The following is a 13059-nucleotide window of genomic DNA, read 5'->3' on the forward strand; positions in this document are numbered from 1 at the left end:
GGGTTAAGGTTGCTTATGGATAATGCTCATCATACTCAAGCCGGCAAATTAAAAGTGGTGCTCTGTTGGCATATGCATCAGCCGCACTATCGTGATGGCTTGGACGGTATTTATCGTCTGCCTTGGGTGTATTTGCATGCCATTAAAGATTATGCCGATATGGCCTGGCACTTGGAAGCCTGTCCTGATGCTAAGGTGGTGGTGAACTTTGCTCCGGTGTTGTTAGAGCAAATCGATGATTATGCTCAGCAGATGCGGGCCTGGTTGGCAGATGGTTCGCCGATGAATGATCCGATGCTTAATTTATTGGTCGGCGTTACGCCAATCCCTAAAAACATGGCTAAGCGGATTGAAGTGATTCAAAATTGTCTAAAAGCCCACGCACCGACCATGATTGATGTGTTTCCCGCTTACAAACGCTTGGTGGATTTGGTCAGGCCTGAATTGGAAAGCGAGTTTGTTAAACAAGCAGTCGCCAAGGTCGATGGCGCCAATAAAACTCAGCAAGAATCAAATCCACCAAAAGATGTTGCCGATAAGCTTCATAGCAAAGGCAAAGCGGTCAACCCATTATGTCTGAATTACCTTAATGACCAGTTCTTTACCGACTTATTAGTGTGGTATCACTTGGCTTGGCTGGGCATAAGTTTGCGTGAGCTTGATCCGCGAGTGAAACCCTTGATGGATAAGCGCAGCCATTTTACCGATGAAGACAAGCGCCTGTTGATGGAAGTTATGCAAGAATCGATGGCTTCCATTATCCCGCGCTATAAAGCCTTGTTGGATAAAGGCCAGATTGAGATATCGATGACGCCATACGGTCACCCGATAGTACCTTTGTTGCTGGATTTTCAGTCTATGCATGACGCTTTACCTGACGCGCCGGCGCCAATGTCGCCATTCTACCCTGGAGGTAAAGAGCGAGCCGATTGGCATATGCAGCATGGATTGCAGATATTTAATCAGTTTTTCCATGCCAAACCGCAAGGTGTTTGGTTATCGGAAGGGGCTCTGAGTGAAGAGGCGGTGGCCTTATTGGATGATTTTAATATCAAATGGACGGCCTCTGGTGAGGGCGTTTGGCGTCACTCTTGCGAAAGTTCGCAGATTGATCAGCATGATATGAATAGTAAGCGCGCTCTTTATCAGCCATTGCGCTTAGCCACGCAAAATTGTTCGATGTTTTTCCGTGATGACGGTCTGTCCGATTTAATCGGTTTTCAATATAAGGACTGGCATGCCGATGACGCGGCTGCCGACTTCGCCAGCCACTTGAGCAATATTGCCGCATTTCTCGGAGAGCAGGCGGGTGAGCATGTGGTATCGGTGATTTTGGATGGCGAGAATGCCTGGGAGTATTATCCGGTCAATGCCAGTCATTTTATTAGCGCCCTCTACAAGGTTTTAAGTGAGCATCCGTCATTATCGATGACAACGTTTAGTGAGGTGTTGGATGACGGGGTCAATATTCGAACTTTACCGACTCTTAAAGCAGGTAGTTGGGTTTATGGTTCTTTTTCGACCTGGATTGGGGAAAAAGATAAAAACCTCGCTTGGGATTTGTTGGTGGATGCCAAGGCTTGTTTTGATGAGGTTATTGCCAGTGGTACTTTAACGCTCAAGCAGCAAGAAGAAGCGCGGTTGCAGCTTGGTGTCTGTGAAGGGTCGGATTGGTTTTGGTGGTTTGGTGATTACAATGCTTCGGGCAGTGTGAAGGATTTTGATTGTCTATATCGTCGCCATTTAAAACGACTTTATGAGTTATTGGGTAAACCTGCACCAAATCGCTTGGATTTCCCGATCTCTTTGGGTGGCGGTCATATGGAAAACGCCGGAACCATGCGTCGAAATTGATGGGATAAATCGATAGTACAAACCAATGACCATCTAAGCAAAAAGTAAACACTTTGAGGTGAGCTGTGGAAACAAGACAAGCGGGTGTGTTGCTACATATTACATCTTTACCGAGTTCCGTTAAGGAGCAAGCTCGGGCAGAAAAATCTCGTCTTGGCCAAATTGATCAGCAAGCCTGGCATTTTGTCGATTGGATGCATGGCGCAGATTTAGCCATTTGGCAGTTGCTTCCTTTGACGCATACTCACAGTGATGGGTCGCCCTATCATGCCTTGTCGGCATTTGCTTTAGACCCCAAGTTTTTGCCTGAGACTATATCGAATGATGCGATTGATGCCGACGCATTTGCAGTCTTTCAACAAACTCACCAAGCATGGCTTGATGATTATGCGTTGTTTATGGTGTTGCGAGATGAGTTTGCGCAACAGGCTTGGTATGACTGGCCGGAGTCGTTAAAAAAACGTGATGTACAAAGTTTGGCGGCATTTGCCAAAAGCCATGCCGAGCAGTTGCTCAGAGTGAAACAACAACAGTTTTTATTGTTTACGCAGTGGTTGAAGCTGAAAACTTATGCCAATCAGAAAAAAGTACGACTGTTTGGCGATATGCCTTTGTTTGTCGCTTTGGACAGTGCCGATGTTTGGGCTAACCAAGACCTGTTTAAACTGGATGAGCAGGCAAACCCGGAAGTGGTTGCCGGCGTGCCACCGGATTATTTTTCCGAGACGGGGCAGCGTTGGGGTAATCCCCATTATGACTGGCAGAGAATGGAACAAGACGGATTTGCCTGGTGGCATTTGAGGGTTAGGCACAGTTTGTCACTGTTTGATTGGCTGCGTATAGATCATTTTCGCGGTTTGGAGTCTTGCTGGGAAATCGATGCAGATGAACCCACGGCGATTAACGGTCGCTGGGTGCCGACACCTGGCAATGAGCTGCTGCAAAGCCTGTTGCGGGACTTCGACGAGCTACCGTTGATCGCCGAGGATTTGGGCGTTATCACCGATGAAGTTTTGGCGTTAAAAGATAAGTTTGGTCTACCGGGTATGGCGGTGATGCAGTTTGGTTTTGATGGGTTGCCTGATAACCCTCATGCATTGCATGCGCAAACAGCCAATACCGTAGTTTATAGCGGCACCCATGATAACGATACGACACTAGGATGGTGGCAGGGTCTGGATGACAATACGCAAACATGGATAGCCTCACAGCTTAAGCCGTTGGTCGGGCCGGTTATCGAGCAAACCGATTTGGACAATTCTATGCCGTGGTGGCTTGTGGTCGCGGTTATGTTGTCTAAAGCGAATAAAGCGATTATTCCGATGCAGGATTTTCTTATGTTGGACAGTACTCATCGTATGAATACGCCCGGCACGGTAGATCATAATTGGCAGTGGCAATTTGATTGGTCTCAAGTGCCTGAAAGTTTAGCCGAAAACATCGCTATTTTAGTTGAGGCTTGTCAGCGCAGTGGCTTTGAATATAAGGAGAATCAAGATGGCTGAAAAATTGGGTAAGTCGCTTGATAAAACTAAAAAGGCCGTAAGCAAACCGCGTCAACCGTCTGCGGACAGAGCCCAGAAAGCACTTAAGTCAAGTGAGAAAAATTTACAGAAATGGACGCAGATGGCGACCAGTGATGAGGTGCCGTTTAGTGCTTTGGGGTCGGTTCTGCAAGGTAATATCCATGTTTTGGCTGAAGGACGACATCATGATCCGTTTAGTTTCTTGGGGTGCCATCCGATTGATGAGTGTGAGCATGATAAGCATAAAAAATGCGGTTGGCGGCTGACGGCATGGTTGCCTACAGCGCAAAAAGCGGCAGTGCATGGTATTGGTTTAAAACGAGTCAGTGGCACCGATCTGTTTATCTGCTGTATTACCGATAAGCAGAAATTGGCGTTACCGGAACATTTTTCGGTGAGTTGGACGGAGGCGGATGGTTCGCAGCATGAGATGGTTTCGCCTTATAGTTTCGCCCATCATCTAGGCGAATTGGATTTGCATCTGTTTTCCGAGGGGCGTCACTGGGAACTTTATAAAGTGCTCGGCGCTCACGTGAAAACCATTGACGGCATTAAGGGGGTGCAGTTTGCCGTTTGGGCTCCTGCGGCGGAAAGGGTTTCGGTTGTTGGCGATTTTAATGGCTGGAACGGGTTGCGCCATCCTATGCGGGTCAATGGTTGTTCAGGTGTATGGGAGTTGTTTATTCCCGGATTGCATGCCAATGATCTCTATAAATTTGAAATAAGAAATCGGCTAAGCGGGCATGTATTCACCAAAACCGATCCCTATGCGCAGGCGATGGAAATGCGTCCTGCGACAGGCTGTAAGGTGTATGAGTCAAGCTACCAATGGCAGGATAAATTCTGGCAACAGCAGTTAGCGGATTTTGATTGGCAGCATAAACCGATCAGTATTTATGAGGTGCATTTAGGCTCATGGCAAAGAGGTGATAACGGTGAGTTCCTTAACTATAAAGAGCTAGCACACCGTCTGGTTGAGTATGTGAAATGGATGGGGTTCACTCATATTGAGTTGTTGCCGGTTTCAGAGCATCCGTTAGATGCTTCGTGGGGGTATCAAACTACCGGATATTTTGCGCCAACCAGCCGTTTCGGTACGCCGGATGAGTTCCGTTATTTTGTCGATTATTGTCATCAAAACCATATCGGCGTGTTTTTGGATTGGGTGCCGGCGCATTTTCCCAAGGATGAGTTCGCATTAGGGCGGTTTGACGGCAGCGCGCTATATGAACATGAAGACCATCGTCGCGGCGAGCACCAGGATTGGGGAACCTATATCTTTAATTATGGCCGCAATGAAGTCAGCAATTTTCTGATTAGCAATGCGCTGTTCTGGCTTAAAGAGATGCATATCGATGGCCTAAGGGTGGATGCGGTCGCCTCGATGCTTTATTTGGATTATTCTCGTAATGAAGGCGAATGGTTACCGAATGAGCATGGCGGACGGGAAAATCTTGAAGCGATTGATTTTTTACGTTTATTGAATGAAGAGGTGCATGCGCAATGTCCCGGAACGGTGGTCATGGCGGAGGAATCGACCTCATGGCCGATGGTCTCGCGTCCGACCTGGATGGGCGGTTTAGGGTTTTCCATGAAATGGAATATGGGCTGGATGAACGATACCCTGGATTATTTTGCCAAGGATTCGATCTATCGCCCTTATCATCATAATCAACTGACATTTAGCCAAATGTATGCCTACAGCGAAAATTTTGTTTTGCCGTTATCACATGATGAAGTCGTGCATTTAAAAGGCTCGTTAATCAATAAGATGCCGGGAGATCATTGGCAAAAAGCAGCTAATGTTCGTTTGTTATTGGCTTACCAGGCTTTGAACCCCGGGAAAAAACTGCTCTTTATGGGCAGTGAATTCGCTCAATGGGAAGAATGGAACGAGGCGCAATCGTTGAATTGGGCGGTCAGCGAACACCCTCTGCATAGAGGCATTCAGTTGTCTTTAAAGGCATTGAATGAGCTTTATGTGAATCATTCTGCCTTACACCAGCGTGATTTTGACCATGAAGGTTTTAATTGGATTGATTGTCACGACTTTCAGCAATCGATTTTGAGTTTTGCTCGTTTCAGTGATAACCAGATTATGGTTTGCGTGTTCAATTTTACCCCGGTGCCGCGAGAAAATTACCGTATTGGCTTACCAAGCTCGGGTAGTTATCAAGAAGTTTTTAATTCCGATTCCGAATGGTTCGGCGGCAGTAATATCGGTAATGGCGGGGGGCTGGTCAGTGAGGATAAGCCGTGGATGAACCAGCCTTGTTCGGTGGAGTTGAAATTGCCGCCTTTGGCTGCGATAGCACTTCTGTTTCAAGGGTAGCCATCAATAATGAGATATTGCCAAAAGAGAATGACTCAATGCACAACAAAAACGAACTGTTAATGATAAACAAACTGACCAATCGATTCGATCACAAAGAGGTGATGGCAAAGCTATGAAAGTGTTATTTGCAACGTCTGAAGCGCATCCGCTTATCAAAACCGGTGGTCTGGCGGATGTTTCCGGTAGCTTGCCCAATGCACTGGCGGAGCTGGGACATCAAGTGCGTCTAGTTTTACCGGCTTATCGTGATGTGATGCAAAAATTGCAACGCAGTGATTATCGCCAGGTGGCAAAAGGGTCGATTGATGGTTGCGGCAAGACATTTGAGTTTCGTGTTTTGCAAATCAAAGCCGGTGCGGTCAAGGATATAGATATCCCGGTTTGGCTGGTGGATATCGAAGAATTGTTTGATCGGCCGGGTAATCCATATTTGGCACATGATGGTAAAGATTGGTGGGATAACGGTGAACGTTTTGCTCTGTTTTCTATGGTCGTCAGTCAACTCGCCATGGATGAACTGGGGTTGAAATGGCGAGCCGATATTGTCCATCTTAATGACTGGCAGACCGGGTTGACTGCCGCGCTGTTGAGTTTATACGAGCAGCGCCCGAAAACGATTTTTACGGTACACAATATGGCTTACCCGGGCAATTATCCGAAATCGTTATTTGCCCAGTTGCAGCTGCCTTGGGAGTTGTGGAATATAGAAGGGGTTGAGTTTTATGGTCATTTTTCCATGCTTAAGGCCGGTCTGGTCTATGCCGATATTGTCACCACCGTGAGCCCTACCTATGCCAGAGAAATATGCTATCCACAGTTTGCCTATGGCATGGAAGGGATTTTGCAAAAACGCTCATTTGAAGGGGCTTTGTTTGGGGTTTTAAATGGTATAGACGATGATGTCTGGCACCCGAAAAACGATGAGTTCATTGCCAAGAACTATTCGGTGGAGCGTGGTCGAATCAAGGCCAAGCAGATTAATAAAGAGGCTTTAATCCATGATTTGTGTGAACTGCGTGGCGATTCGCAAGCTAAGGTTGATTCACACCTGAATAAGTGGCTGGAGAAGCCATTAGTAGGTTTTGTCGGTCGTTTGGTTGAGCAAAAGGGAATCGATCTGGTGATGCAGACCGTGCCGGAGATTTTACAGCAGAGTGATGCCAATTTTGTCTTTGTCGGCACCGGGGAGAAATGGTTTGAAGACCAGGTGCGCTTTTTATCGGAACAGTACCCTAGCCGGGTGTGGGCGCATATCGGTTATTCGGAAGCACTGGCGCATAAGGTGGAAGCCGGTGCGGATATGTTTTTAATGCCATCTCGGTTTGAGCCTTGCGGTTTGAATCAGATGTATAGTCTGGCGTATGGAACGCCTCCGATTGTCCATCATACCGGTGGGCTTGCGGACACTGTCGTCAATGCAACGGATGAAAACCTGAAAAACAAAGTGGCTAACGGGTTTGTATTTTACGACCTGTCGCGCCATTCGTTGCAATCCATCATGCTCCATGCATTACATCTTTTTACTAAAAAGCGGACTTGGCAGGCGATTCAAAAGGCCGGCATGTCACCACCGCGTAATTGGCGCATCAGTGCAAAGGCTTATGAACAGCTATACCTTAAAAAGTGATAAGGAGCGAGAAGATGTCGGTGTCAGAACAGCTTGAAAATATCAGAGGTGTGCAGGACGAGGAGAGACTTCAGATCATCCGTGATGCATTGCAGCAATTAGGTATGGATAAGGTTGATATCGAAACCGATTTTTTGCGCTATCTGTACCACACTATGGGGCGTGGGCTGGAATCGGAAAGTTATTATCTCTTTAAAGCGCTTTCCTATTCGGTTCGAGACCGTTTGATGACGCGATGGAAAAAGACTTGGGAGGCCTATAATGCCGAGCAATCGAAAAAGGCCTATTATTTGTCGATGGAATTTCTTATCGGTCGATCGTTGAGCAATAACCTTTTGAACCTCGGCATTGAAAGCGAAACCGAGCAAGCTTTATATGATTTGGGGCTGAAGTTCGAAGATGTCGAATCAGCCGAGCGCGATGCCGGTTTGGGCAATGGTGGCTTGGGACGATTGGCCGCTTGTTTTATGGATAGCTGTGCGACCTTGCAGTTGCCGGTGATGGGCTATGGATTGCGTTATGAATACGGTATGTTCAAACAGCTGATCCAAAACGGTTATCAGCTCGAGGAGCCGGACCACTGGTTGGGGCTTGGGCCTTATCCGTGGGAGGTCATGCGCGATGAATATACACAGACCATCAAGTTTGGCGGTGTCACCAAGCAATATACCGATCCGCATACCGGGCAGTTAATTGTGCACTGGGATCATGGCGAAGAGGTTCAAGCCGTGCCGTTTGATGTGCCCATTCCGGGCTTTAAAAATGAAACGGTGAACACCTTGCGTTTATGGTCGGCGACCGCTCAGGAAGGGTTCGATTTGCATGAGTTCAATGCCGGTTCTTATCATGAGGCGGTGTCAAAAAAAGCGGCGGCAGAAAATATCACTATGGTGCTCTACCCGAATGACAGCAGTGAAAACGGTAAGGCATTGCGTTTAAAACAGCAGTATTTTCTGGTTTCGGCAAGTTTGCAGGATGTCGTTTGTCAGTGGAAAGCTAAATATGGCAATTTTGATGGGTTTGCCGCCAATAATGCTTTTCAGTTGAACGATACCCATCCCAGTTTGGCGGTTGCAGAGTTGATGCGATTGTTGATTGATGAAGAGCATATGCAGTGGGATCAAGCTTGGCAAATTACCACGCAAACCATGGCATACACCAATCATACGCTATTGCCTGAAGCGCTGGAGCGCTGGTCGGTAGAGTTGTTTAAAAGTTTATTGCCGAGATTGCTGGATATTATCTATGAGATCAATCATCGTTTTTTGCAGCAGGTGTCGATGAAATGGCCTGCCGATAACGAGCGCTTGAGCCGTATGTCGATTATTGATGAAGGTAACAATGTTTGCATGGCCTATTTGGCCATAGTCGGCAGTCATTCGATTAACGGGGTGGCAGCATTGCACTCTGAGCTGTTAAAAGAAGGCCTGTTTAACGATTTTTATCAGCTCTGGCCGGAAAAATTCAATAATAAAACCAATGGTGTCACGCAAAGACGTTGGCTGGCAGGCTGTAATCCAAAACTTCGAGCTTTGCTAAAAGATAAGATTGGCGAGGATTGGGTTACCGATTTATCTCAGCTTGAACAGATCGAAGCCTTTATCAAGGATGAATCCTTTAAGCAGGCATGGTATGAGGTTAAACAGCACAATAAACAACGTTTAGCCTATATGGTCGAGAAAGAGACCGGTGTAGTGTTCGATACCGCCTCATTATTTGATGTGCAGGTCAAACGTATTCATGAATATAAACGCCAGCTGTTGAATGCCTTGCATATTATCCATCTTTACGCTCGAATCAAGCGCGGCGATATTGAAAACTGGACTAATCGTTGTGTGCTGATTGGTGGTAAGGCGGCACCGGGTTATGCGATGGCGAAACAGATTATTAAGCTTATCGGTAATATCTCTCAGGTGGTCAATAATGACCCGGACATCGGCGATAAGCTTAAGGTGGTATTTTTCCCTAATTACCGTGTGTCAGCAATGGAGGTTATCTGCCCGGGAACCGACTTGTCGGAACAGATTTCCACTGCCGGTAAGGAAGCATCCGGTACCGGAAACATGAAATTCATGATGAACGGCGCTCTGACTATCGGTACCTTGGATGGAGCCAATGTCGAGATTCGTGAAGCGGTTACCGACGAAAACTTCTTTTTATTCGGACTGGCTACGTCGGAAGTCGAAGAATTGAAAAAGCATTATCAACCGCAAGAGTGTATTAATCGAAGTGAGAGCTTGCAAGCGGTAATGAATCTATTGGAATCAGGTCATTTCAATCAATTCGAATGCGGTATTTTCGATGAGATTATCGCCAGTATCAAAAGTCCTAATGATCCTTGGATGACTCTGGCCGATTTTGACAGTTATATCGCGGTGCAACAACAGGCCGCCGATTTATATCGACATCAATCTCAATGGATTGAAAAAAGTATTATCAATTCGGCAAGAAGCGGTATTTTTTCAACAGATAGAACTATGGCAGAGTATAACGACGAAATTTGGAATCTTGTCCCCATTGAATTAGAATGATTTAGTAAAAATACTAGTGAAAAATCGGGTAAAATCTTACGAATTGTTGAGGTATTTCGGTTAGTATAGATAAATTGAATTTTAGTAAGTGTCAGGCTGTTAGTAGTCTGTAACAAGTTTCACTGGTTTTAAGAAAATATGTGCGGAATTGTTGGCGGAGTTGCCGAAAGAAATATAGTCCCAATTTTATTGGAAGGTTTAAAACGTCTAGAGTACCGAGGTTATGATTCCTCTGGAATTGCTCTTCTAAATGCAAATCAAGAAATTGAACGTGTGCGTTCGCTGGGTAAAATAAGCGCCTTAGAAACCAGTATTGAAGCTTATAAAAGATCTGAAAGCGCATTGTTCAATGGTTTTATAGGTATTGCGCATACCCGATGGGCAACCCATGGCGTGCCGGCGGAAAACAATGCTCATCCTCATATCTGTAATAATCAGGTTGCCGTAGTTCATAACGGTATTATCGAAAATTATCAATCGCTTAAAGCCGAACAAATCGTCGAAGGTTATCGATTCACTTCAGAAACGGATACCGAAGTAGTCGCTCATGCGGTGCATAAGTTTTTGCAATCATCGAAAACATTGTTGGAAGCTGTTCAAAAAGCCGTAAAAACCTTTGATGGCGCCTATGCTTTAGGTGTAGTTTCTCCGCAAGATAATCATCATCTCATTGCTGCCAGAAAAGGCAGTCCTCTAGTGATAGGTATCGGTATCGGTGAGCATTTTATTGCCTCTGATGTTTCCGCATTATTGCCGGTGACGCAAAATTTTATCTTTTTGGAAGAGGGTGATATCGCAGAGATTACCCGTGAATCAGTGGTGATTTACGATATTGCTGGCAATAAAGTTGAACGCCCGGTTAAACAATCGCAATTATCGGCTAATTCGGTAGAGTTGGGCGAGCATCGCCATTATATGCACAAAGAAATCTTTGAGCAGCCGCAAGCTGTCATTGATACTTTAGAAGGTCGTATTTCTCAAGATCATGTTTTAGTATCCAGTTTTGGTCACCAAGCAGAAGAAATCTTTAAGCAAGTTAATCAAATTCAAATTATCGCCTGTGGTACTTCTTATCATTCCGGTTTGGTAGCTAAGTATTGGTTTGAAGATATTATTGGCTTACCGTGTTTTGTAGAAGTCGCCAGTGAATATCGCTACCGCAACCCGGTGGTTTTGAATAACACTTTGTTTGTAACTATCAGTCAGTCTGGGGAAACGGCAGATACTCTAGCTGCTCTGCAGCAGGTTAAAAAAATCAAACAAGAAAAAAATATTGCCACTTTGTGTATCTGTAATGTCCCTGAATCAAGCTTAACTCGTGAATCAGATTTAATATTTTTAACTCATGCAGGTCCTGAAATTGGTGTGGCGTCTACTAAAGCTTTCACCACTCAACTCGTTGCTTTAGCGTTGTTGCTGACAGCAGTTGGTAGAAGCAAAGGCTTAATGACCGAAAAGCGCGAAAATATTATTGTCAAAGGCTTGCAAAAACTTCCCGGATTAATTCAGAAAGCACTAGAGCACGAAGATGTGATCAAAGAAATGGCGAAATGTTTTGCAGATCGAGACAGTGCTTTGTTCTTAGGGCGCGGCACCATGTATCCGATAGCGATGGAAGGGGCTTTGAAGCTTAAGGAAATCAGCTATATTCATGCTGAAGCTTACCCTGCGGGGGAATTGAAGCACGGGCCGTTGGCTTTGATAGATGAAGCCATTCCAGTCGTAACGATTGCGCCTAATGATGACTTGCTTGAAAAGCTTAAATCTAATCTTCAGGAAGTAAAAGCTCGCGGTGGGCAGATGATTGTTTTTGAAGATGAGAAATCTAATGTTGATTCAGAAGGCAATATGAGGGTGGTAAAGGCAACTTCAAATGTTGGACGTATTACTGCCCCTATTACTTTTAATATACCACTACAACTTTTGAGTTATCACGTTGCTTTAATTAAAGGTACGGACGTTGACCAGCCGAGAAACTTAGCAAAATCAGTGACAGTAGAATGAACAAAGATAAATGTAGGGTTACAACTAAAGTATTAATTGTTTTTGGTACAAGGCCGGAGGCTATAAAGATGGCGCCTCTAGTTAAAGCATTTCAAGAAGAAAAATATTTTGACTTAAGAGTTTGCGTAACTGCGCAGCATCGAGAAATGTTGGATCAGGTTCTATCATTATTTGATATTCAGCCAGATTATGACTTGAATGTAATGAAGTCAAATCAAGGGTTGTATGAAGTTACTTCAGAAATTTTGTTAGGAATGAAAACCGTACTCGAGGATTTTTCTCCCGATTTAGTTTTTGTGCATGGCGATACTACTACTGCGTTTTCGGTGGCATTAGCCGCATTTTATAAAAAAATAAAAATTGCTCATGTCGAAGCGGGTTTAAGGACTTATAAATTAGATTCACCATGGCCCGAAGAGGCAAATCGCCAATTGACAGGTGTTCTAGCTAATTATCATTTTGCACCTACAGTTATATCAAAAGATAACTTGATTAATGAAGGCAAAGATAGAGATAAGATTATTGTTACTGGGAATACAGTTATTGATGCTCTGTATTTAGCTTTGGACGAAATAAATTCAAACAAATGTTTAAAAAGTAGAATTATTTCGTCTTTAAAAAGACAAATGTCTGAACAATATTTTGATTTTGATAATAAAAAATTTATTTTAGTTACTGGACACAGAAGAGAAAATCATGGGCAGGGGGTTGTAAATATCTGTAGTGCTTTGAGGTTAATAGCTAAGAAGAATCCAGATGTATCTATTGTATATCCAGTCCATATGAACCCTAATGTTTTAGGCCCTGTAAGAAAGTTATTATCAAATGTTAGCAATATTGTTTTAATTGAGCCTTTACAGTATGAAGAGTTCATTTACTTAATGGACAAGTCGTTATTTATAATAACCGATAGTGGAGGTGTTCAAGAAGAAGCCCCTTCACTTGGAAAGCCGGTGCTGGTTATGAGAGAAGATACCGAAAGACCTGAAGCTGTAAGTGCAGGAACTGTGAAGTTAGTTGGTACAAATGTTGTTCATATCGTAGAAGAAGCTGAAAAGCTAATCAATGACTCTTCAGTTTATCAAAAAATGAGTAGAGCACACAATCCTTACGGTGATGGGAACTCATGCAAGAAAATTTTAGAGTTTTTAAAAAAAGAAAAGTTTTAATTTGATCTTGTTT

General features: G+C 44.5%; 7 protein-coding genes. All 7 read left to right on the plus strand.

The features are described 5' to 3' along the window. Positions 1-15: 15 nt before the first annotated feature. Positions 16-1854 carry a glycoside hydrolase family 57 protein gene (locus FE785_RS02235; RefSeq protein WP_138563990.1) on the plus strand — a complete coding sequence of 613 codons (1839 nt, stop codon included), beginning with the start codon at positions 16-18 and terminating at the stop codon, positions 1852-1854. A gap of 65 nt (positions 1855-1919) precedes the next feature. Next, positions 1920-3359, plus strand: a complete 1440-nt coding sequence (gene malQ, locus FE785_RS02240) for a 4-alpha-glucanotransferase (RefSeq protein ID WP_138563992.1) — start codon at positions 1920-1922, stop codon at positions 3357-3359. Between the two features lie 121 nt (positions 3360-3480). Beyond that, the gene (glgB, locus tag FE785_RS02245) at positions 3481-5712 is read left to right on the plus strand and encodes a 1,4-alpha-glucan branching protein GlgB (protein WP_138565758.1); all 2232 of its coding nucleotides are present in this window, start codon (positions 3481-3483) and stop codon (positions 5710-5712) included. 115 nt (positions 5713-5827) lie between these two features. Then, entirely contained in the window at positions 5828-7342 is a 1515-nt protein-coding gene (glgA, locus tag FE785_RS02250; RefSeq protein WP_138563994.1) for a glycogen synthase GlgA, read from the plus strand. A 14-nt stretch (positions 7343-7356) separates the two neighbouring features. Continuing rightward, on the plus strand, positions 7357-9873 hold the full coding sequence (locus tag FE785_RS02255) for a glycogen/starch/alpha-glucan phosphorylase (RefSeq protein WP_138563996.1): 2517 nt from the start codon (positions 7357-7359) through the stop codon (positions 9871-9873). A gap of 138 nt (positions 9874-10011) precedes the next feature. After that, positions 10012-11877 carry a glutamine--fructose-6-phosphate transaminase (isomerizing) gene (glmS, locus tag FE785_RS02260; protein ID WP_138563998.1) on the plus strand — a complete coding sequence of 622 codons (1866 nt, stop codon included), beginning with the start codon at positions 10012-10014 and terminating at the stop codon, positions 11875-11877. Beyond that, entirely contained in the window at positions 11874-13046 is a 1173-nt protein-coding gene (gene wecB / locus FE785_RS02265) for a non-hydrolyzing UDP-N-acetylglucosamine 2-epimerase (protein WP_138564000.1), read from the plus strand. The genes glmS and wecB overlap by 4 nt, the downstream gene beginning before the upstream one ends. Positions 13047-13059: the final 13 nt, after the last annotated feature.

This window comes from Thiomicrorhabdus sediminis (assembly GCF_005885815.1).
Taxonomy (GTDB): Bacteria; Pseudomonadota; Gammaproteobacteria; order Thiomicrospirales; family Thiomicrospiraceae; genus Thiomicrorhabdus; species Thiomicrorhabdus sediminis.

Bases quoted from the DNA above. Each gene is read 5' to 3' on its own strand.
- FE785_RS02235 (WP_138563990.1), top strand. From the start codon at position 16: ATGGATAATGCTCATCATACTCAAGCCGGCAAATTAAAAGTGGTGCTC.
- glgB (WP_138565758.1), top strand. From the start codon at position 3,481: ATGGCGACCAGTGATGAGGTGCCGTTTAGTGCTTTGGGGTCGGTTCTG.
- glgA (WP_138563994.1), top strand. From the start codon at position 5,828: ATGAAAGTGTTATTTGCAACGTCTGAAGCGCATCCGCTTATCAAAACC.
- FE785_RS02255 (WP_138563996.1), top strand. From the start codon at position 7,357: ATGTCGGTGTCAGAACAGCTTGAAAATATCAGAGGTGTGCAGGACGAG.
- glmS (WP_138563998.1), top strand. From the start codon at position 10,012: ATGTGCGGAATTGTTGGCGGAGTTGCCGAAAGAAATATAGTCCCAATT.
- wecB (WP_138564000.1), top strand. From the start codon at position 11,874: ATGAACAAAGATAAATGTAGGGTTACAACTAAAGTATTAATTGTTTTT.